A 21,045-nucleotide genomic window follows, 5' to 3' on the forward strand; every position below is an offset into this window, starting at 1 on the left:
CCGATGGCGGCGGCCCGGCCAACCGGCAGCCGGCCCTCGTTGTAGATCAGGCTCGAGAGCGGTCGCCCGTCGACGTACTCCATGACGATGAAGTAGGTGCCGTCGGCCTCCCCCCAGTCGAAGACCGACACGATGTTGGGGTGGCTGAGGTTGGCCGCCGCCTGGGCCTCCCGACGGAAGCGCTCCACGAACGACGGGTCCACGGACAGCTCGGGGAAGAGGACCTTCAGGGCCACGGGACGGTCCAGCAGCAGGTCGTGGGCGAGGAAGACCTCGGCCATCCCGCCCCTCGCGATGCGGCGGACGAGCTCGTAGCGCTCGCTGTAGATGGGCGGCGACTGCGAGGTCACGGAGCCGTCCCGCCGGGCTGCGGAGCAGCCGTCCCGCCCGCCTGCGGCGATGCCAGCGCGGCCTGGAGCACGGTCTTGAAGATGGGCCCGGCGATCTGGGCACCGGTGGTGTCCGAGCCCAGCCCGGCCTGGGCCGGCACGACCACGGCCACGGCCACCGTGGGGTTGTTGGCGGGGGCGAAGCCGATGAGCCAGTTGTTGTTGCCCGATCCGGTGCTGGTCTGGGCCGTGCCCGTCTTGGCCGCCACCTGCACGCCCGGAAGCGCGACCGCGGTGGCCGTGCCGCCGTTGACCACGCCGACCATCATGTCCCGGATACTGCCCGCCGTGGATTGCGATGTCGCCTGCTGCCAGGGCTTCGCCCCGAACGACTGCACCTGCCGACCCTGGTTGTCACGGAGCTCGCTCATCACGTGCGGCGTCATGATCACGCCGCCGTTGGCGATGCCCGAGGCGACGAGTCCCATCTGGAGGGCGGTGGCGGAGACGTTCTGCTGACCGATGGCCGAGTAGGCCAGCCCCGGCTTGTTCTGGGCGAAGGAGGAGGCCGGCGGGAACGTCGAGGCCACGGCGTGCAGATCGAGTGGCGGGACCTTGTCGAAGCCGAAGGCCTGGGCCTCGGCCGACAGGTTGTCCGGCCCGAGATCGAGGCCCATCTGCCCGAAACCCGTGTCGCAGGAGAACTTCAGCAGGTCGGGCAGCGTCCCCCCACACGTCTCGTGGCCGAAGTTGGACAGCGTCTGGTTCGTCTGCGGCAGCGGGATCGAGCTCGCCTGGGGGTAGTTCTTGGTGGCCAGCACCGGGTCACGGTCCAAGGTGGCCGACGCGGTGACGACCTTGAAGGTCGACCCGGGGGCGTAGCCCCGCCGGTAGGCGCGGGCGAGCATGGGCTGGGTGGGATCCAGCTGGTACAGGTTCCAGGCGTTGCGCTGGGTGTTCTGGTCGTGGGAGGACAATGGGTTGGGGTCGTAGGTGGGGTTGCTGTACATGGCGAGCACCGAGCCGTTGGTCGGGTTCAGGACCACGACCGACGCGGAGCGCTGGCCGATGGCGTTGGCCACGGCCTGCTGAAGCTGGTTCGAGATCGTGAGGGTGAGGTCCTCTGTCTGGGTCCTCGTGGTGAGCAGGTCGCCCAGATGCTGCAGGGGCACCGTGCGTCCGGCGAGCTGGGAGCTGTAGGTCTGCTCTACCCCGCTCGATCCGAAGATAAATGAGAAGTAGCCGGTGATCTGGGAGAACAGCGGACCCTGGGGGTACTGCCGTTGGAACTTGTAGAGGTCGTTGGTGGGGGTGGACTTGGCCAGTACCACCCCGTCGGAGGTCTGGATGACCCCGCGGGGCCGGCTGAAGTCGTCCAGCACCTTGCGGATGTTGCCCGAGGCGTTGGAGAGCTTGGACGCCTGGAGGACCTGGAGGTTGTTGAGCTGGAGGAACAGCACGATGAAGAGAACCCCGAGGCCCAGTCCCAGGAGCTTGATCTGACGGTTCATCAGAAGGTGTGCTCCGTGTTGTCGACCAGACCCAACAGTCCCACCGTGCGCGCGTGGGTCGGGGCCGGGCTCGGGACTCGGCTCACGGAGTCGGCGCCGAGGGAGGTGGTGCCGTCGTGGCCGGAGGCGGCGGGCAGCCGGGGGCCACCCCACCAGGGAGCGACTTGGCCTCCTGGGTGAGGTTGCTCACGTATTGCTGGCTGGCGGCGAGGTTGGGCTCCTCCTGGCCGGCCCGTAGGGTCGGGACCCGAGATGGCAGCACGGTGCAGGTGGTCAGTGCCGTGCGCTGGCTGAGTGAGGGCTGGATCCACAGCAACCCCCCGGGGCGGCCCTTGAAGATGGCCACCTGGTTGCCCTGGAGGCCGACGAAGTAGGAGCGCTCGCCGAACCACCACACGGCGGCGCTGATCCCGGCGAGGATCATGATCAACACGGCGAGGAAAGCCACGACCCTGAGGGTGACACGGGGCGACCGGCCGCGGACCCTCACCCGGCCCCCTGGCGCCTCAGCGGGTGCGGTTGTCCTACCGGGGGCGCCGGGGACCACGACGACCGAGTCGTGGGTCGGGGTGGGGTTGGGGTCGTCGGCGGCGCCCGGCTGCGGGCCGCGAGCCGCCGTCAGCGCGGCGCCGTCGGCTCCCGCCCGGTCACCTTCGATAGCCGGCTGTGCGGCCGTGGCGCCCACGGCGCTGGCGACGAGATCGCCGGCCGGGCCCGGACCGTCTCGATCGTCGACGACGTCGACGATCACGACCGTGATGTTGTCGTTACCGCCGGCGTCTCGAGCCTCCTGTACCAGGGCCTGGGCCGCCTCGTTGGGATCGGGGTGCTGACCGAGGATCGTGGCGATCTCGTCGTCGCCCACCTCGTTGATGAGCCCGTCGCTGCAGAGCAGGACCCGGTCACCGACATGCGGGGGCACGTGCCAGACGTCGACCTCAACGTCGGGCTCGATCCCGAGTGCGCGTGTGAGGATGTGGCGCTGGGGATGCACGGAGGCCTCTTCGGCGGTGAGCTCGCCGCTGCGCACCATCTCCTCCACCAGGCTGTGATCGGCGGTCAGCTGGCTGAGCTCGCCGTCGTGGTACAGGTAGGCGCGGGAGTCGCCCACGTTCACGACGGTCAGGTCGTCGGTCCCGTCGGTGGTCACGAGCGCCACTGCCGTGAGCGTCGTCCCCATGCCCCGAAGTTCGGTCTGGGCCCGAGATGCCTCCCACACGGCGAGGTTGGCCCGGCGCACGGCGTCGGCCATGGCGTCGGCTGACTGGTGGCCGGCGAAGGTGGCGCGGAAAGCGTCGATCGCCGTCTGGGCCGCCGTCTCCCCGCCGACGTGGCCGCCCATCCCGTCGGCCACCGCGAACAGCCCGTCGCTCTCCAAGGCTCGGTCCTGGTTGGCCGTGCGGACGAGCCCGACGTCGGTGGCCGAGCCGGAGCGCAGCCGGATCACGGACCGACCTCGAGGACGGTGCGTCCGACCTGGAGCCGGTCACCAGGGTGGAGGAGCACGGGCGAGCCGAGCTTCTTGGCGTTCACGAAGGTCCCGTTGGTCGAGCCGAGGTCCTCGATCCACGTCTCGCCGTTGCGACGGAAGACTCGGGCGTGCAGCTGGGAGGTGAACGCGTCGTTCAGGGCCACCCCGCAGCCCGAGGCGCGACCGACGGTCACCTCCTCCCCGAGCTCGAACGTCCGACCCCGCCCTTCGGCGGGCTCGAGCACCCTGAGCCGCATGACCTGCCCGTTGCCCCGCCCGTCGCCGGCGGGCATCGCCCCGGTCGGGGAAGCAGGACCCTGGGGGGGCGGAGCGTCCCTGCGGCGGCTCCGTCGCTGTCGGGGCTCGTCGATGACGGTCACCACGGGCGGCCGTTTGAGCTCGGACCACACGGCTCGCAGCACGCGCAGGAAGAAGAGCCAGAGCAGCGCGATCAGGAAGAACTTGAGGATCGTGAGGAGCGAATCAGACACCGGTGCGACAGCCGTCCGTCGGGGTCAGATGGGGCCGGGGGCGTCCTGGCCCGCCGGCCGGGCGGGCAGGGGTCCGGGGCCTGACCCGGGCAGGTGCGCGTCGGCGCACTACCGCACCTCGAATCGAAGGCTCGTTCTGCCCACCGTGATCTCGTCACCGTCGTTGAGCCGCCGGGTGCGCACCTGGGCGCCGTTGACGCGGGTCCCGTTCGTCGATCCGAGGTCGACGACGACCACGTCGGGCCCGTCCCGGCGCACCTCAGCGTGGCGTCGGCTCACATTCGTGTCCTCCACCACCACGCTGGACTCAGGAAGTCGCCCGATGGTGAGGGGACCTTCGTCCATGGTGACGCGGCGGCCGTCGGGGAGGACCAGGCTCACGGTGGGGCCACCGCCGGGGCCGCCCTTGACCTCGCTGGTGATCACGCAGGAGCCGGGATTGAGGTTGTCGTCCGGCTTCAAGGCCACCTCGACGGGACCCACGAAGTTGTAGCGCTCGGTGCGGGCGTGCTCGCGCGCGGCGTCGGCGAGCTCGCCGACCAAGGCGTCGGCGAACGAGTCGAAGCGCTCGAGGTCGCTCGGCGCCAGGGCCACCTCGAACACGTTGGGTGCGATCACGCCGCGGGGGCCGACCGTGCGATGGAGGTCCATCTCGCGGGTCAGGCGGCGCGCGATCTCGACCGGCTGCAGGCCGCTGCGAAAGGCCTTTGCGAACGCTCCCTCGACGAGGCGCTCGAGTCGCTGCTCAAACTGCTGGAGTCCCATGCTCGAGCCAGCCTACCTACCCGTGGTCGGGGGTCAGGAAGAGGGGCCTCGGTGCCCGAGGCCCACGCGGATGGTCGGCCCATCGTACCGAGTCCGGGCCATCCTTCCTGGTCGAGAGGGTCGACTAAGGTGTCCGACGCTTCACTCCGGGCGAGTGGCGGAATTGGCAGACGCGCAGGATTCAGGTTCCTGTGTCCGAAAGGACGTGGGGGTTCAAGTCCCCCCTCGCCCACGAGCGGCGACGGCGTCTCCGGTCGCTCCCTCCAGTTGCTCCCGCTGGCCGGTTGCTCCCGCTGGTGGGCGCCCCGCCCCTCCGGCCGCCGAGGGCTATGGTCGGCGCCGATGGCTTTTCGCCGTCGTCGTCCGCCCGTGTTGGTCATCGTCGGGTCGGTCGTGGCGGTGGTCGTGATCGTGGTGCTGGCCCTGCCCGGGTCCCAATCGAGCCCCGACCAGCAGTCGTACCTGGACATCGTCCGCCCGCAGCTCCAGCTCTCGGCCGACCAGGGGGCCGTGGTGCGCGACGTGCGGGCCAACGCGGCGTCGCTGGACCGTACGACGCTGTCCCAGCGGCTGAACGATCTCGTGGGTGCGTCCGCCGGTGTCCAGCGCCAGGTGGCCCTGATCGGTTCACCCGGATCGCTGGGGTCGGCCGGCGGCCACCTCAACCAGGCGTTGAAGATGCGTTCTCAGGCCACGGTGTCGCTGCGGGACGGGCTCCAGGCCGCGTTGTCCGGGGCGCCGAGCGATCAGGCCCAGACGCAGCTGGCTCGAGCCGGCCAGGAGCTCATCGCCGCCGACGGCCTCTACGGCAGCTTCCTGCGGGCGCTGTCGCGATCCCAGGCGGCGTCGATCAGCGTGCCCGAGTACCGATGGGTGCTGAACCAGGCCGACTGGGCCGCGCCGGCGCTGAGTCTCTACGTGCTCGGCCTGCGGCTGTCTCCGTCGCTGGCCGTCCGCCACGACGTCGCCCTGGTGCTGGTGTCGACCCAGCCCGCACCAACCTCCTACATGGGCACGGTCGCCGTGCTCGGGCTCACCAGACAGCTGTCGGTGGGGGTGGTGGTCGCCAACACCGGTAACGCGACCGAGCACGGCGTGCCGGTCGTCGTCACCCTCGCGGGGGGCCAGACCCAGTCCGTCCGCACCGTCGTCGACCTCGATCCCGGCCAACGCCGTGCCGTCGATCTCGGCGGCCTGTCGCTCAGCCCGCGGACGCTCTATGTCCTCACGGTCACCGTCGGCCCCCTCAACGGCGACCCCACTCCCGCCGACGACCGGCAGACGATGCCCCTGGCCGTCGCGGGTTGATCAGGAGGCGCCGGGGGAGTCGTCGTCGTTGGTGCGCCGGCGCCATGCCGTCTCTGCTCGCCACAGCACCTCGCGCAGGGGGAGGCCGCTACGGCGAGCGGCGCGGGCAGCATCGTCGTGCTCGACCTTGACCCGCCCCGGGCTGACCTTGACCCGCACGGGCATGCCCTCGATGTCGACCTCCTGTACCGACCGGCTGGCCGGCCACCGCTCGAGGACCTGGCCTCGTACGCCAAGAGAGCCCGTCTCGGCCCGGAGGACATCCGACAGTGATCGCGCCAGGGCGGTGTCGGCGAGGACACTCACGGTGTGTCCGGGCCGACCCTTCTTCATGATCACGGGGGTGAGCCAGGCGTCGTGGGCTCCCGCCGCCATGAGCGCAGCTACCGCGTGGGCCAGCGTCTCGCCGGTCGCGTCGTCCACGTTGACCTCGAGCAGCGTCACCGGCTGTCCGGGGACCGACGACTCAGCTTCCAACAGAGTCCCGAGCACGACCTGGGTGCAGTTGGGGAGCTGCTCGAGGTCTCGCTGCCCGGCTCCGAACCCAGTGGCCGTGATCGTCATCGTCGGGAGAGGCCCGTACCCGCTGGCCGTGGCGGCCAGGATGGCCGCACCCGAGGGCGTGGTGAGCTCCACGTTGATGTCCCGCCCCTGGGTCGGCACCCCGCGGAGCAGCTCCACCACCGCCGGGGCCGGGTTGGGGAGGATCCCGTGAGCGGTGCGGACCACGCCGGTCCCCGTGGCCACGGGACTGGCGGTGACGAGGTCGACGTCGAGCACCTCGAGCGCCGCGCTGGTCCCCACGATGTCGACGATGGCGTCGTGGCCCCCGACCTCGTGGAAGTGGATCTGGGACGGCGGGCGGCGGTGGAGGGCTCCCTCGGCCCGGGCCAGCGCACCGAACGCGGCCAGCGCCCGCCGCCGGGCCCGTTCGGGAAGCCTGGCCTCCTCGATCAGCCCCACGATGTGGGAATGGGTGCGCACCACGCTGTCCTCGGTCACCCGCACGACGGCCCGAGTGGCCGCGATCCCGCCTCGCAGGACGGGCTCGGCCTCGAGTGTCCAGCCTCTGAGCGGCAGCCGCTTGACCATGCCCGCCACGGCATCGAGGTCGGCCCCGGCGTCGAGAAGGCTGCCCAGCGCCATGTCGCCGGCGATACCGGCGAAGCAGTGGAACCACGCGGTCGTCGAGGGTGCGGTCACCGGGACGCCCGCGCTCTCGGCTGCGGACGGCCCCGAGCCGGTGCTCATCCGAGGAGGCGACTGACGGCGCAGGCGGCGCCGAACCCGTTGTCGATCCCGACGACGGTGACCCCGGCGGCGCAGGACGAGAGCATTGACAGCAGGGCGGCGATGCCCTCGAAGGCGGCGCCGTAGCCGGTGCTCGTGGGGACGGCCACCACGGGGGCAGGCGTCACGCCGGCGACGAGGCTGGCGAGCGCTCCCTCCATACCCGCCACCACGACCACGGCGTCGGCCTCGGCCAGATCGTCGGCGCTGACGAGCAGACGGTGGATGCCGGCAACGCCGCAGTCCGTCAGCAGCTCGGGCCGAAGCCCGAGGGCGGCCAGCGTGGCGTCGCACTCCTCGGCCACGGGCAGATCGGCCGTGCCGGCGGTGACCACCAGCACCCGCCCAGGCCGTTCGGACGCCGGCCGCCAAGCGACAAGGCTCAGATCGGGGCCGGCTCGCTCCGTCCCTCGGGTGCCGGCCTGACCGGTGAGGGTGCGGCGCCCGCCCGGGTTGCGGGTCATCGCCGCCGCGGCCTGTTCGGGCTCGGCCCGGGTCAGCAGCACCGGCTGTCCAGCCGGCTCGGCGAGCAGCTCGGTGACGATGGCGGCGCACTGGTCGGCTGTCTTGCCCGGCCCGTAGACCGCCTCGAGCAGACCCTGGCGGAGCGGGCGGTGGTGGTCGACCCGCGCGAAGCCGATATCGGCGAAGGGCAGGCGCCGCAGCCGGGCCACGGCGTCGTCGGGATCGAGGGATCCCGAGCGGATGTCCTCGAGGAGCTGGCGAATCGCGTTCTCGTCCATGACTGGTCGTCACTATCCTGCCCGGGAGTGCACCTTTCTGCTCGCTCTGCCCCAGCCCAGGCCTCCTGGATCGGCTGTGCCCTGAGGCAGGCCACCCGGACGCGCGCTGGTACCGGCCGGTGACCAGGGTCGCGTTCCTGGGGCCGCCGGGCACGTTCACGGAGGAGGCGCTGCTCAGCCAGGCTGACCTCGCCCAGCTCGAGCTGGTGCCGGTAGCGCCGCTGACGGACGTGCTCACGGCCACGAGCTCCGGCCACGTCGACCTCGGCCTCGTCCCCATCGAGAACTCGATCGAGGGCACCGTCACGGCCACGCTCGACAGCCTGGTCTTCGACACCGACCTGCTCATCCAGCGCGAGATCGTGCTCGACGTTCACGTGAACCTCGTGGCCGCGCCGGGCGCCCGGACGAGCGACATCACCCGGGTCGTGTCCTTTCCCCACGCCTCGGCGCAGTGTCGCGGCTTTCTCGCCCAGGTGCTTCCGGGCGCCGAAGTCGTGGCGGCGAACTCGACCGCAGACGCGGCCCGTCAGGTCGGGGAGGGTCGGTCGCCGACGACCGCGGCGCTGGCTCCCGCTCTGTCCGCCAAGCTGTACGGGCTGGAGGTGCTGGCTTCCGACGTCGAGGACCACCAGGACAACCAGACCCGCTTCGTCGTCGTGGCCCGGTCGGGGATCCCTGCGCCGACGGGCCACGACCGCACCAGCATCGTGTGCTACCAGCAGGCCGACCGTCCGGGGAACCTGCATGCCATCCTCGGTCAGTTCGCGGCCCGCAACCTCAACCTCACCAAGCTCGAGTCGCGGCCGACGAAGCGGGCCCTCGGCGACTACTGCTTCATCATCGACCTGGAAGGGCACGTCGACGACGAGGTCGTGGCCGATTGCCTGCGCGACCTCCACGCCCAGCTCGCCGGGGTGAAGTTCCTGGGCTCGTACCCCGCCGCCGGTGAGCACGGGCCCGCTCGGCGCCGCGATGCCGAGGCGGCCTGGCGCTCAGCCGACGAGTGGATCGCTTCGCTTCGCGGCCAGATCGGGCCGGTACCCTGAACCCAGCTCGTGGGAGGGATGGCAGAGCGGCCGAATGCGAGGCTCTTGAAAAGCCTTGGGATGCAAGTCCCCGGGGGTTCGAATCCCTCTCCCTCCGCAGGTCAGAGTCAGAAGCCGCCGACGCCCTGGTGGCCCGGTGCGCGCCGGTCCCCAACAACGGGATCCGAAGCAGGGTCCGAAGCCGGCCGCTGGGTGTAGTTGCACACCCCCACCTGCCGAGCTAGGTGGAGACCGTCGATTGAACAGCGGCTGTCGGGCCTGACGTTGGCGTCGTATAGCCGTGGTCAGGTTGGTCAAAGGAGAATCATGGACTACGACGAGTTCATCGGCATCGTGGAGCAGGTCGCTACGGGGAGGGAGGAGGCGGAGCGGGCGACTCGGGCCACCCTGGAGACACTCGCCGAACGGGTGTCTGCCGCCGAGACCCGCCACCTCGTCGATCAGCTGCCCCCTGAGCTGGGCCCATGGCTGGCCAGCCCGACCCCGGCCGAGGCTTTCGACGTCGACGAGTTCCTCCGTCGCGTGGCTGAACGTGAAGGGACGGATATCGCCACGGCCGAGCGCCATTCCAGGGTCGTCTTCGCCGCCCTGGCGCGGGCGGTGGACGCAGCCCACTTCGCTCACGTCGCCAACCAACTATCCAAAGACTTCGCACTGGTGCTCCCTCGTGGACGCCGATCGGAGATCCTGCCGATCGACGCCTTCCTCAGCCAGGTCTCGGCCCGTACGGGCCTCGATGCGAACAGCGCTCAGCGAGCCACGGAAGCCGTACTGGAGACGCTCGGCGAGCGAATCGCCGGCGGGGACGTCGATCACCTCACCGCACAACTCCCTGTCGAGCTACACCCTCCCTTGAAGCGAGGTAGGTCCCACAGCCTCGGCAACCCGCAGCCGATGTCGGCAGCGGAGTTCGTGGAGCGAGTGGCGAGACGTGAGGCGGTGACGCACGACCAGGCGGAGGACCACGCACGCGCCGTGCTCGCCACGCTGAGCCATGCCATCCCGACCCAGGAGTTCCTCGACCTCACCGTCCAGCTGCCCAGCGAGTACCGATTGCTGTTGGCGTGACGTCACGCCGCCTCCAGAAGGTCGGCTGACCCTGTAGCCGGGCGGTGTGAGCTCGCCGTGCGTCCGCCGTGACCACCGGCGCCGTGCGCGGGCGAGCTGCAAAGATGCGTGGACTGCGACAAAGGAGCCCCATGGCACCGGTAAATCCTGTCCCTGAGCACCTTCGTTCCGTCACCCCTCGGCTGGTCGTACGCAACGGCGCCGCAGCCATCGAGTTCTACGGCAAGGCGTTCGGCGCCGAGGAGCTAGGTGAGCGGTTCACCGGACCCGTCGGCGAGGTGATCCACGCCGAGGTGCGCATCGGCGATTCGGTGGTAATGATCACCGAGGAGTCCGAGCCGGACGCCCCGGCCAAGTCCCCGGAGTCCCTGGGTGGGGTGGTCAGCGCCATCATGGCGCTCTATTGGGAAGATGTCGGCGTTGCCTGGGACCGCGCCGTCGCCGCCGGCGCCGAGATCATGTACCCACTCGCGGATCAGTTCTACGGCGAGCGGGGAGGCCGTTTGCGAGACCCGTTCGGCCAGCAGTGGATGATGAGCCAGCACATCGAGGACGTCTCGCACGACGAGATGAACCGCCGGGCGGCGGAGCTGTTCGGCTCGTAGCGGGCTGGTCGCGGCGCGCCGCCGCCGGGCCGGTCCGCACTACGCCGACAGGCCGCTGCAGCTGCGCCGGCTCTCCCAGTCGGCCAGGTCGGCCGTCGCCGCGCCTCCGGTCGCCGGGACGGGCACGCCGTCGGTGATGCGGGCTGGGACCCACGAGTAGGCGTCGACCTGGCGGCCGGTGGCCTCGACCATCAACACCCCGCTGCGCCCCGATTCGCCGTCCTCGCGCCAGTACACGAAGTTGCCGAGCCCGTAGGCCACCAGCGATGTACCCACCCGACCGGCTCCGAACACGCGGTGGGCGTGGCTCCCCACGACGATGTCGGCGCCCGCGCCGACCAGGGCCTGGGCCAGCGTCTCCTGTTCGGGCGAGGCGCAGTGGGTCTCCTCGACACCCCAGTGCATGAACGCCACCAGCGTGTCGACCTCGGGTCGCACCGCGCTCACCGCGGCGACGAGGCGCGCCCGGTCGATCGAGAAGGCCAGGCCGGGCTGGGTGTCGGTGGCCGTCCACTGCGAGACGAGCCCCGGCTCGAGCCAGTCGACGGCGCCGAAGATGGCGATGCGCTGGCCTTTGATCACCGTGCGGTACGGCGCGTACGCCTCGGTCGCGTCGCTGCCGATCCCGACGACCGGAAGCTTGGAGGCGGCGATGGCGGCGAAGGTGTCCTCCATGCCGACGGGCCCGTAGTCGAGGGCGTGGTTGTTCGCCATGTTGACGACGTCGACGCCGGCGGACTTGAGGGCGACGAACGACTCGGCAGGGGAACGGAAATGGAAGTTCTTGCCGGGCACGGGCGCACCCCGATCGGTGATGGCCGTCTCCAGGTTGACCATGGCCAGGTCGGCGCCGGACAGCACCGGGGCGATGGGCGCCAGCAGGTGGGTCGGGTCCGATCGAAGCTGGTCTGCCAGCACCACCGGGGAGATTGCGCCCGGATCGGTCGTGTCCCGTTGGGCGGGGAAGTGCACGTCACCGCCGAAGGCAAACCTGACCGTTTGGCCGCTGCCACGGGGCCCCCGCGGTCCGGGAGGGTTCCCAGCGGCCTGGTCGGTGGGGGCCGTGGTCGCCGGGACGCGGTGCCGGGCACTGGTCTGACCGCCGCCGCACGCGGCGGCGAACGGCACTCCCAGCGCCGGCAGGGCCACGCCCACCCGGAGCAACGTTCGCCGGGACAACTCTCGCCGGGCTGCCTCACCCTCGTCGCCATTTCGCGATTGGGCGGCGGGATCGGATTCCACCGGCAACCTCCTCGACCCGTGGCGAGCCAACCTGAGTGTGAACTCTGTCACGATCACGCTTCCTTTACCAAGCGTTAACCAACAGGCCGATAGCATCGGCTCATCGGAACCCGCGTCCAACGATCCTTCGCCTTCCTCGACCTCTGTGGGTTCACCGATTTCGTCGGCGCCCGTGGCGACGACGAGGCGGTGGCCGAGCTCATCGCGCTTCGCAACACGGTGCGCACCGTGACCTCGCGGGTCGGGGTCCGAGTCGACAAATGGCTGGGTGACGGCGTCATGCTGGTGGGTGTCGAGTGCGAGCCCCTGGTCGACGCGGTGGCGACCATCTCGGCCGGTCACTCCCGACGCGGGCGGCTTCCGCTGCGGGCGGGCATCGCCTGCGGCCAGGTCATCCTGCTCGAGGGCGACGACTACGTCGGGAGTCCCGTGAACCTGGCCGCCCGCCTCTCCGATCGTGCCGAGGGTGACCAGATCCTGGCCGCCACGGACGGCTTGGCCCTACCCGATTCGGTCGTCCAGGGCCGTGCCGCCGACGTCCTTCTTCCCGGCTTCTCGCTGCCGATCTCCGTGGTCGCTCTCGCCCCCCGGTCCCGTGGTCGGCGTGTGCTCTCCCTGCCCCGCCTCACCCGCGGCGAGGAACCACGGCCGACAGTCGGGCTGACGGCGTCCGACCCGACCGTCGAGCTGGAGCGGGAAGCGGGGTCCTGAGCGCGCCTGCCGCGGTCGGTCCCTGCTGGCTCAGTCGATGGGGCCGGCACCGCGCAATGGCCCCGTCCGGGACCGACCGGCGTCGGCCGGCATCGGTGCGCCCGTCGGGTCCTCGACGTGACCGGTCGGCACCCCGCCGTCTGCCGGCGGCGGGATCGGAGCGGGCTGGGGCGTCGGCTCGGGTGCCGCCGCCTCCTCGTCCGGAGGTTCCAACTGGCGGGGCTCGTGGTAGTGGGCGTAGACGCGGATCAGGATGGCTGTCAGCGGGACGGCGAGGAAAGCGCCGATGATCCCGCCCAGGGCGGTCCCGGCCGCCAGCACGAGGATGATCGCCACCGGGTGGAGGTTCACCTCGTGGCCGAGCACCTTGGGGCCCACGATGTAGCCCTCGACATTGTGGATGACGATCGTGACGCCGACGATGATCAGCGCCGCGATTGGACCCTTGATCACCAAGGCGACGAGCGCGGCGAACGCCCCGCTCACGATGGCTCCGACGATGGGCAGGAAGCCCCCGACGAACGTCAGGAGGGCAAGCGGCAGCACGAGGGGGACGCCGAGGCCAAGCAGAGCCATCGAGAGCAGGACCGCGTTCACGAAGCCATTGGCGGCAGTTCCCCGCACGTAGGCCGCCATCGTGCCCCACGTCTGGCGGCCCAGGACCCGCATGTCCTGAACCCGGTGCGGGTTCTTGAACAGCGAGAGTGCCCAGCTGCTGATCCTGTCACCGTCCTTCACGAAGAAGAAGGTGAGGACGAAGGTCAACAGCGCCCCACCTGCAACTTCCAGAGCGATGGTCGCCCCCGACAGGGCGCCCTTGACGATCGTGCCCTGGTTCTTGGTGAAGAAGTTCTTGGCCTGGTTGACGTAGTCGTTGACTTGCCTGTGGGAGAAATGGAAGGGCCCATTGGTCAGATAGCGCTCGGCCCGATTGACGCCGCCGGACAGCTCGTGGCCGAGGGAGTTGAACTGGCCCTGAGTGAGGGTGTAGAGCCCCATCACCAGGGCGCCGACGATCACGAACGACCCGAGAAAGACGGTCCAGGTGGCCAGGAGAGGTGGGAAACCGTGATGGCGCAGCCAGCGGGCCGGGGGCATGAGGATCGTGGACACGAAGAGGGCGACCACGATGGGCAGGATGATCAGGCGCAGCCTGGTGAACACGTAGCCGATCACCACCAGAGTCGCGGCGATGACCAGCAGCCGCCAGGCGACGGCTGCCCAGCGGACCAGCCAACGGGGCACGTTGGACTGAGGTGTCTCGGCTCGTGTCTCGGCCACGGGCGTCCCTTCCTCCACCCACCACTGTACGAGTTCGGGACGGTTCGTCCCGCTGGACGGGAGTGGGCGATCAGGCCGGGTCGGTGCCCGCCATTTCGATTCCCAGCTCGGCGACGGAGATCTCGCGCATGCGGAACTTCTGGACCTTCCCCGTGACCGTCATTGGGAACTCGGGGGCGAAACGGACATACCGAGGAACCTTGAAGTGGGCGATGCGCCCCCGGCAGAACGCCCGAACGTCCTCGTCCGTGAGCTCGGCCCCCGGCCGAACCTTGACCCAGGCCATTATCTCCTCGCCGAAGCGAACATCGGGCACGCCGATCACCTGGACGTCGCTGATGTCGGGGTGGCCGTAGAGAAACTCCTCGATCTCACGCGGGTAGACGTTCTCCCCGCCGCGGATGATCATGTCCTTGATGCGCCCGACGATGCTCACGTAGCCGTCGGCGTCCATCGTGGCCAGGTCGCCGGTGTGCATCCAGCGCTGGTCGTCGATGGCCTCGCCGGTGCGGACGCGGTCGTTCCAGTAGCCAATCATCACCGAGTAGCCGCGGGTGAGCAGCTCCCCCGGCGTGTCGCGCGGCACCGTTCGGGTGGTGATCGGGTCGACGATCTTGACCTCGACGTGGGGATGGACCCGTCCGACGGTGCCGACCCGCTTGTCGACGCTGTCGTCGGGACCGGTCTGGGTCGACACCGGCGAGGTCTCCGTCATCCCGTAGCAGATCGTGACCTCGCCGATGTGCATCGTCGACATGGCCTGCTTCATGACCTCGACGGGGCACGGCGACCCCGCCATGATCCCCGTCCGCAACGACGAGAGGTCGAAGGTGTCGAAGTCCGGGTGCTCGAGCTCGGCGATGAACATGGTGGGCACGCCGTAGAGGCTCGTGCAGCGCTCCTCCTCGACCGCCTCGAGCACGGCGTGAGGATCGAACGCGGCCTCCGGGATGACGATGGCCGAGCCGTGTGTGGTGCAGGCCAGGTTGCCCAGCACCATCCCGAAGCAGTGATAGAAGGGAACGGGGATGCAGACCCGATCCGCCTCGGTGTAGCGCGTCAGCTCCCCGGTGAAGAAGCCGTTGTTGAGAATGTTGTGATGCGACAGCGTGGCGCCCTTGGGAAAGCCGGTTGTGCCGCTGGTGTACTGGATGTTGATGGGGTCGTCGAAGTCGAGGACGGCGGCCCGGTCCCGGAGGCGGTCCTGCGGCATCGCCTCGCCCGCGCTCAGCAGGTCGTCCCACGAGGCCGACCCGAGCAGCACGGTCCGCTCCAGCGCCGGCAGCTCGGGCCGCACCTCGTCGATCATGGCGGCGTAGTCGCTGTCTTTGAAGGAGGACGCCGCCACCAGGAGCCGGCAGCCAGACTGACCGAGGGCGTAGGCGAGCTCGGAGGTCCGATAGGCGGGGTTGATGTTGACCAGGATGAGGCCGGTCTTGGCCGTGGCGTACTGGACGAGCACCCACTCGGCGCAGTTCGGGCTCCAGATGCCGACCCGGTCGCCGACCTCGAGGCCGAGGTCGAGCAGCCCCCTGGCGACCACGTCGACGGCCTCGTTCAGGCGCTGGTAGGTGTATCGTAGGCCCTGGTGACGTGAGACCAGCGCCTCTCGGTCGGGAAAGCTGGCGACCGTTCGCTCGAAGTTGACCCCTATCGTCTCACCCAGCAGAGGGTTGTTCGAAATGCCGTTGGCGTACGACAGCTCCATGCCCACTCCCCTCTCCTGGCCGAAGCTAGCGCACGGTTAGGCTCGGATCCATGGGCGACGAGCGCGGCTCGGTTCCGTGGACACCGGCGCCAACAGGGAGTGCGGGCATGACACCGGACGAGTACGAGGACTTTGCCCGCCCGCTGAGCGGCCGGCGCATCAAGGTCGAGCAGCTACGACCGGACCTCGGCGAGGTGCCCTACAAGGCCTGGGCGGCGAAGCCCGACAAGCACCCGTACTGAGCATGGTCGAGCGGGAGGCAGCGCACCCGGACCTCGAGGTCCTCACGTGGTCGATGTTCGGCGTGGCGGTTCGCGAGCTGGCTGGATCCATTGCGAGCAGCGGTTTTCGTCCCGACCTGGTGCTGAGCATCGCTCGCGGCGGGTTGACGGTGGGTGGGACACTGGCCTACGCCCTCGCCACCAAGAACTGCGCCATCATCAACGTCGAGTACTACACCGGGATCGACGAGCGACTGGAGCTTCCCGCCGTGCTCCCTCCGGTGCCCGACCCGGTCGGGATGAACGACCTCAACGTCCTCATCGCCGATGACGTGGCCGACACCGGACGGACCCTGGCCATGGTGAGCGAGTTCTGCCGGCGCCACGTACGGGAGGCCCGTACGGGCGTCCTCTACCGCAAGCCGTGGTCGACCATCGATCCGGACTACGTCTGGCGCGAGACCAACCGGTGGATCGCCTTTCCGTGGTCCGCCGAAGGGCCGGTTGCCGGCGCCTCCGACACCGAGCGCGGGTGACGTCCCTGGGCCCGGCGAGCCGCCGCCGCCCCAGCCCTTGGCCTAGAATCCACCCCCGGAGAGGTGCGAGAGCGGCCGAATCGGACTCACTGCTGAAGCGGCATCCAGGAAAGCATCATCCCTTAGGCCCGCGTGTCTCGCCTCCGAGTTTCAAAGACTTGCGCCTCTTGCAGTCTTCCAGGTGAGACCAGTTGCTCAACTACCCACAACACGCCGTTTTCGACGGCGGCGCCAATCGCCCGCACGGGTGGTTCTGCAGTTGGATCGCCCAGTGACAGCTGCGGGGGTGGGCGATGCGGATGTTCTAGCGACCTTCTAGCCGAAGAGCGCTAGTCGTTGCGCTTCCTCAGTACTTCGATGAGAAAGTCCCCATGACAGGCTCTACCTTGTTATCTGCCCCGTCGCAGGCAACCACTTCCAGCCACCGCCGCGCCCCGTTGTTACGAAGAAGAAGGTTGAGGGGCAACTACCCGGCCGCCTCGGCGCCGAAGCTGACCCGTCGAGAATCTGTGGCTGAACGGCTTCGCCCGACGGTCGGCATGCGCCTCTGCCAGACACCAAGGTCGATGTTCGTTAGCCATTCGCTGCTAGCCCAATGGCCGGGTGATCATCAGCGCGTCAACTGGAAGGTGCTCGGTGCTGGGTCGAGCGCTGCACCATGCTCGATGCGGACGCTTCCCGTCCACGACGCACACGCGCCTGTGAAGGTTCATCGATTCGGCACTGCGCAAGGTAACCACGGCCTGGCAACAGAAACGTCTCCGAGGAGGCTCTGTTAGGACGGGTTTGGAGCGAGAAGTCCGTTTTGCCGAGCTGGCTCCTGGAGCAATGCTGTGCGCCGCCAGGCGCCCTGCCCGCCACCAGCGTGGTTGGACCCGCGGGACGACGTCCGGCGTCGCGCAGAGCTCGGGCGCCTGCGGGAGGCAACCATCAGTCCCACTACCTACGATTCGCCTTCTACAACACGCCGTCGGAAGCGACACATCACAGATTCGTTGTCAGCTCGTAACTGACCGCCCCAAGATTCGAGAGGAGTTTGTTATGACAAGCAGAGGGTAGACATTACTCAGCGCGGCGCACCAGAAGGTTGGCCGCCACCACTCTGATCGACGATGGCTTCGTCGCGGATGATGGCGAGCCAGCGCCGCTCCCACGGCAGGGCGGTGTAGACCGCTAGGCGGACGAGGAGGCAGCAACTATGAGTGGTCTGGTGGAAAAGGCCATAGGCAAAGTCAAGGAAGTCGCTGGGGACGTACGGAACCGTCCCACTCTCAAGCGGGAGGGGGAGCTACACCAGAAGAAGGTGGAGGCCGAGCAGGAAGCTTCTCGTCGGAAAGCAGAGGCTAGGCGGGCGAAGTCTGAAGCAGAGGTCACCGCTCGAGAGAGGGAGCTGGCTGCAGAGGAGACAAGGCTCCGCGCTGAAGAGGATGCTGACGCCAGGACCGCACAGATCGAGCGCGAGCGCCAGGAAGGCCACCGACGTATCGAGGGCCAAACGGCGGAGCGTGCGGCAGCCGTCGACCGGGAGACCGAGGCGCAACAGCGGGCGACACGGCTGGACGAGGTCGCCGGCTCCCGAGAACGCCAAGAGACCCTCGCAGAGGCCGTCCAGGCGGAGAAGCAGGCCGACGATGCCCGGCGCCAGGCCGAGCGGATCGACCGTGACACCCAGCAAGGCTGAGAAGGAGCTAGAAGATGCAATTACAAGACATTCCGGCGGTCTTTTTCCGTTCGGTTCTGTATGGCGGACGTTGGCCATTGACCGCGACGGGATCCCTTCTCGGACGAGGCAATGGGGATGGTGTCAATGCGTGGCCGCCCACAGTGGCCTACGAGGCCTTCGAGGCATCCAGTAAGCAAGCCATCGGGTCGCTGCTGCACCACGATGGGCTTGTCGAGGAGGGTCAGGCCCAACAAGCCAAGGTCGACAAACTGCGGAAGGCCGTGGCCTTGGAAGCGGTCGCCAGCCAGCAGAAGGCTGAGGCGGATCATGACTTCGAGCGCCGCCGCCAAGCCGACGCTGAGCGGCGAAAGGAAGCCCGAGTGCAGGCCCAGGAGCGTAAGGCTGAGCTGAACAACCAGAAGGGCCGACAGCACGCCAAGGAAGAGAAGAAGGCGTCGGAGAGGACCGGTGCCGCCGAAAGGGCCACAGAGCGGATCGAGACGGCCGTGACCAAGCAGGAACGTGCGGCCGCGTCGACCCGGGTCTCCGAGGAGCGCAGGGCCGTCAGTAAGCAGCGCCAAGCCGTGTCTGCCGAGGCAAAGGCCGCCGACATCGAGCGCCAAATCGAGTCGACCCGCTCGACGCGAAAGGGCAATCGCAAATCACCCTGACTGCGGCGGCAGCGGCCGGCCGGTGCACAAGCGCGGCTAGGTCGGTGGCCGCCGAAGGCGTTCGACAGATTCACGGAGAACCCATGCGCTTGCTCTTGGTCGCGTTAGCAGTCGCCGTTGCGGTCTACCTCCTGACGGCCGGGCACGTACTCTTCTTGCCGCTGCTGCTGTTCTTGCCCTTCGGCTTCTTCGGTCATCGGGGTTACCGCCGCCGCTACGGTTGATGGTTTGGAGCGGCCCGGTGGGACCGCTTACCGACGATCACCTAGGGCGATGACCGTCGGATGCCGCGACGCAGGCCGCTCCGCGGAGATGCTGTTGTTCTAGCGCCCCCTGACGGGCATCAGCGGCGAGCGAAAGGACCATCGGGGCATGGTGAAGGCTAAGCAATGGCGGGAGCACTCCCCGAGGAGTCCGTTCGTTTCCCCTTCCTACCGGAAGGATGGGAATCAATAGCCTTCCTTCACTGGCCTTATTCGGCCGCCACTCGATCCAGGACGTGAGGTGGTGTTTTGGGAGATTCCAAGGAGATCGGGTCACTCATCCGAGCTCTCGATGCAGCGCCTCCGTATCGGCTGTCCGAGGTGGTTTACGACTGGCTAAAGGCTGCGACAGGGGCGCAGTCATGCACGCTGTTCCTAGCTGACTACAACGAGCAAAGCCTGGAGTCCGTGCCCGGGCTGGGCTCCTCCGCGGTCACAGGGAGCCAGCTTGTCGATACCAGCGCAGCGGGTGACGCCTATCGGCAGCAACAAGCCTTGGAATTTCGAGACCATGGCGCTCTGGTCGTCTACGTGCCGATTACCGTCCGCGCCGAGCGTTTGGGGGTTCTAGAGGTGGGCTTGGGCGAGGCCTCCGCTCGAATTGACCCTGTGCTTCTCGAAGCTGCGCAGGTGCTTGGCTACGTCCTCGTCGCGGCGCGCCGCTATACCGATCGGTTCGAGCGGATCCGGCGACGGCGAGTCCTCGAACTTCCGGCCGAGATCCAATGGGAACTTCTTCCCGTACTCGCGTACGACTGTAACGAGTATGCCGTCGCTGGCAGCCTCGAGCCCGCCTATCAGATCGGCGGGGACACCTTTGACTATGCAGTCTCGCCTACGTCCCTGACCGTCGCCATCACCGACGCAATGGGCCACGGCCTGCGGTCGGCGGTACTCGCCAGTTTGGCCATTACTGCGATGCGAAACGTTCGTCGGCGTGGCGACGGGGTGGTAGAGCAGGCGAACGAGGCCGGTCAGCACATCCATGCGCAGTTTGGCGGAGATGCATTCGTCACGGCCAACCTGTTTCGCTTCGATGTTCCTTCGGGGCACGGCGTGGTCGTCAACGCCGGGCACCAACGGCCGATATTGCTGCGCCGAGGTGCAGTCCAGTTGATCGAGATTGCCCCAGACCTACCCCTTGGCATTTTCGGCGACACCGCGTATCGCTCTCACCATGTCAGCGTTGAGCCTGGTGATCGGCTCTTGCTGCTGAGCGACGGCCTGAGCGACGCTCGACCCGTGGGTGGCGCGCCGTTCGGAGACACGCGCCTCGCCGAACTTCTACTGGCGTCCGGCGACCTGCAACCGCCCGAGGTCGTGCGACTGCTCACGAAAGCCGCGATCGATCACCGAGCGGGGCAGCTGCAAGATGACGCCACGGCCGTGTGCCTGGACTGGAGATGAGATGAGACGGAGGCGACCCTGCGGATCCCATGAGGATTAAGCGAGAGCTGGAGGCCCTTGCCGCTCGGATCGAGTCGAGAATCGAGGCGTACGCGCCCGGTTTCTCCCGAGCAGTGCGCTCCTGACACGTCATGGGCCTCACCAACTGGACCAACTGGAGGTCCACGACCAAAATCTCGTCGGCGGGGCCATCAACGGTGGCACTACCTCGATCCATCAACAGCTTGTGTTCCGACCTACGCCCGGGCTCGGCCGGCCGGAAACCCCGGTCGCCGGGCTGTATTCCTTCGATATAGGCGTCGGCGCCCTCGGTGACGCCGACCGGACCGGCGAAGGTGACATCGTCGTGCAGCAGCGAGCGAGTGGTCACCAGGTCGCCGGTCGACCAGGCGGCGAGCATCTGCTGGCGACGCTCTTCGGTTCCGTGTCCTCGGGCATGAGCCGCCACATGATCGTCTCGCTTCCCCAGCTAATCACCCGACCACCTCGGAGAACCAGGGGGGGCGATCAGACCGCATCGCTCGCCTCGCCGGAGAGCGATCGATAGGACGGCCGCAGCCTAAACCCGCTGCTACATGTCTCCGTACAGTCGGTACTCGTGGATGTTGGGGTGCTGATGGCTGATCGACTGCCGGGGTGGCTGACGGCATCGACCATCTGCAGGCGCTGATAAGCGTCCGTTAGAAGCGAGTCGCCGGCGGGCCATCGGAGG

The 21,045-nt window shown here is 68.6% G+C and carries 20 protein-coding genes and 2 tRNA genes; 12 read left to right on the plus strand and 10 right to left on the minus strand.

The genetic code is table 11. The annotated features are described in order from the left end of the window. From VH112_00140 to VH112_00160, 5 genes are all read right to left on the minus strand, one after another. On the minus strand, nucleotides 1-350 hold a 350-nt coding region (locus VH112_00140), incomplete at its 3' end, for a protein kinase (GenBank protein ID HEX4538629.1). After that, the gene (locus VH112_00145) at nucleotides 347-1,840 is read right to left on the minus strand and encodes a penicillin-binding protein 2 (protein ID HEX4538630.1); all 1,494 of its coding nucleotides are present in this window, start codon (nucleotides 1,838-1,840) and stop codon (nucleotides 347-349) included. The genes VH112_00145 and VH112_00140, both read right to left, overlap by 4 nt. Nucleotides 1,841-1,922: 82 nt before the next feature. Beyond that, entirely contained in the window at nucleotides 1,923-3,287 is a 1,365-nt protein-coding gene (locus tag VH112_00150; protein ID HEX4538631.1) for a Stp1/IreP family PP2C-type Ser/Thr phosphatase, read from the minus strand. After that, entirely contained in the window at nucleotides 3,284-3,802 is a 519-nt protein-coding gene (locus tag VH112_00155) for an FHA domain-containing protein (GenBank protein HEX4538632.1), read from the minus strand. Before VH112_00155 ends, VH112_00150 begins: the two co-directional genes overlap by 4 nt. A gap of 108 nt (nucleotides 3,803-3,910) precedes the next feature. Continuing rightward, nucleotides 3,911-4,567, minus strand: a complete 657-nt coding sequence (locus VH112_00160) for a DUF3662 and FHA domain-containing protein (GenBank protein HEX4538633.1) — start codon at nucleotides 4,565-4,567, stop codon at nucleotides 3,911-3,913. A gap of 148 nt (nucleotides 4,568-4,715) precedes the next feature. Between VH112_00160 and VH112_00165 the strand changes: the two genes are divergently transcribed. Together VH112_00165 and VH112_00170 are read left to right on the plus strand one after the other, a co-directional pair. Beyond that, nucleotides 4,716-4,799, plus strand: a tRNA-Leu gene (locus VH112_00165). A gap of 110 nt (nucleotides 4,800-4,909) precedes the next feature. Continuing rightward, complete coding sequence (locus tag VH112_00170; protein HEX4538634.1) at nucleotides 4,910-5,875, plus strand: hypothetical protein; 966 nt, start codon at nucleotides 4,910-4,912, stop codon at nucleotides 5,873-5,875. Here VH112_00170 and larC read toward each other — a convergent pair whose 3' ends face one another. After that, nucleotides 5,876-7,126: a nickel pincer cofactor biosynthesis protein LarC gene (gene larC / locus VH112_00175; GenBank protein ID HEX4538635.1), complete on the minus strand. Its 1,251-nt coding sequence runs from the start codon at nucleotides 7,124-7,126 to the stop codon at nucleotides 5,876-5,878. Continuing rightward, nucleotides 7,123-7,908: a nickel pincer cofactor biosynthesis protein LarB gene (larB, locus tag VH112_00180; protein ID HEX4538636.1), complete on the minus strand. Its 786-nt coding sequence runs from the start codon at nucleotides 7,906-7,908 to the stop codon at nucleotides 7,123-7,125. The genes larC and larB overlap by 4 nt, the downstream gene beginning before the upstream one ends. Nucleotides 7,909-8,027: 119 nt before the next feature. Here larB and pheA point away from each other — a divergent pair, with 119 nt between their 5' ends. The 4 genes from pheA to VH112_00200 all read left to right on the plus strand — a co-directional run bounded on the left by pheA (nucleotide 8,028) and on the right by VH112_00200 (nucleotide 10,630). Next, nucleotides 8,028-8,957 carry a prephenate dehydratase gene (gene pheA, locus VH112_00185; protein HEX4538637.1) on the plus strand — a complete coding sequence of 310 codons (930 nt, stop codon included), beginning with the start codon at nucleotides 8,028-8,030 and terminating at the stop codon, nucleotides 8,955-8,957. 12 nt (nucleotides 8,958-8,969) lie between these two features. Next, a tRNA-Ser gene (locus tag VH112_00190) sits at nucleotides 8,970-9,054 on the plus strand. 209 nt (nucleotides 9,055-9,263) lie between these two features. After that, on the plus strand, nucleotides 9,264-10,025 hold the full coding sequence (locus VH112_00195; GenBank protein ID HEX4538638.1) for a DUF2267 domain-containing protein: 762 nt from the start codon (nucleotides 9,264-9,266) through the stop codon (nucleotides 10,023-10,025). Nucleotides 10,026-10,156: 131 nt separating this feature from the next. After that, nucleotides 10,157-10,630 (plus strand): VOC family protein, encoded by a 474-nt coding sequence (locus VH112_00200; GenBank protein HEX4538639.1) that lies wholly within the window; start codon nucleotides 10,157-10,159, stop codon nucleotides 10,628-10,630. Between the two features lie 39 nt (nucleotides 10,631-10,669). Here the strand turns inward: VH112_00200 and VH112_00205 are convergent, their stop codons facing one another. Next, entirely contained in the window at nucleotides 10,670-11,872 is a 1,203-nt protein-coding gene (locus VH112_00205; GenBank protein ID HEX4538640.1) for a CapA family protein, read from the minus strand. 189 nt (nucleotides 11,873-12,061) lie between these two features. Between VH112_00205 and VH112_00210 the strand changes: the two genes are divergently transcribed. Next, the gene (locus VH112_00210) at nucleotides 12,062-12,583 is read left to right on the plus strand and encodes a hypothetical protein (GenBank protein ID HEX4538641.1); all 522 of its coding nucleotides are present in this window, start codon (nucleotides 12,062-12,064) and stop codon (nucleotides 12,581-12,583) included. A 30-nt stretch (nucleotides 12,584-12,613) separates the two neighbouring features. On the opposite strand, the gene VH112_00215 is transcribed toward VH112_00210, so the two are convergent. Both VH112_00215 and VH112_00220 read right to left on the minus strand, forming a co-directional pair. After that, a complete protein-coding gene (locus VH112_00215; GenBank protein ID HEX4538642.1) occupies nucleotides 12,614-13,864 on the minus strand; it encodes an AI-2E family transporter in 1,251 nt (416 codons plus the stop codon). A gap of 70 nt (nucleotides 13,865-13,934) precedes the next feature. Beyond that, on the minus strand, nucleotides 13,935-15,572 hold the full coding sequence (locus tag VH112_00220) for an AMP-binding protein (protein ID HEX4538643.1): 1,638 nt from the start codon (nucleotides 15,570-15,572) through the stop codon (nucleotides 13,935-13,937). Nucleotides 15,573-15,622: 50 nt separating this feature from the next. On the opposite strand from VH112_00220, the gene VH112_00225 reads away from it, so the two are divergent. The 5 genes from VH112_00225 to VH112_00245 all read left to right on the plus strand — a co-directional run bounded on the left by VH112_00225 (nucleotide 15,623) and on the right by VH112_00245 (nucleotide 20,333). Continuing rightward, nucleotides 15,623-15,814, plus strand: coding sequence for a hypothetical protein (locus tag VH112_00225; protein HEX4538644.1), 192 nt, complete (start codon nucleotides 15,623-15,625; stop codon nucleotides 15,812-15,814). Nucleotides 15,815-15,816: 2 nt separating this feature from the next. Continuing rightward, a complete protein-coding gene (locus VH112_00230) occupies nucleotides 15,817-16,329 on the plus strand; it encodes a phosphoribosyltransferase (GenBank protein HEX4538645.1) in 513 nt (170 codons plus the stop codon). Nucleotides 16,330-17,539: 1,210 nt separating this feature from the next. Further along, nucleotides 17,540-18,010, plus strand: a complete 471-nt coding sequence (locus tag VH112_00235) for a hypothetical protein (protein HEX4538646.1) — start codon at nucleotides 17,540-17,542, stop codon at nucleotides 18,008-18,010. A 14-nt stretch (nucleotides 18,011-18,024) separates the two neighbouring features. Further along, nucleotides 18,025-18,663, plus strand: a complete 639-nt coding sequence (locus VH112_00240) for a hypothetical protein (protein ID HEX4538647.1) — start codon at nucleotides 18,025-18,027, stop codon at nucleotides 18,661-18,663. A 584-nt stretch (nucleotides 18,664-19,247) separates the two neighbouring features. Continuing rightward, entirely contained in the window at nucleotides 19,248-20,333 is a 1,086-nt protein-coding gene (locus tag VH112_00245) for a PP2C family protein-serine/threonine phosphatase (protein ID HEX4538648.1), read from the plus strand. Nucleotides 20,334-21,045 lie beyond the last annotated feature (712 nt).

The organism is Acidimicrobiales bacterium (assembly GCA_036270875.1).
Classification (GTDB): domain Bacteria; phylum Actinomycetota; class Acidimicrobiia; order Acidimicrobiales; family AC-9; genus AC-9.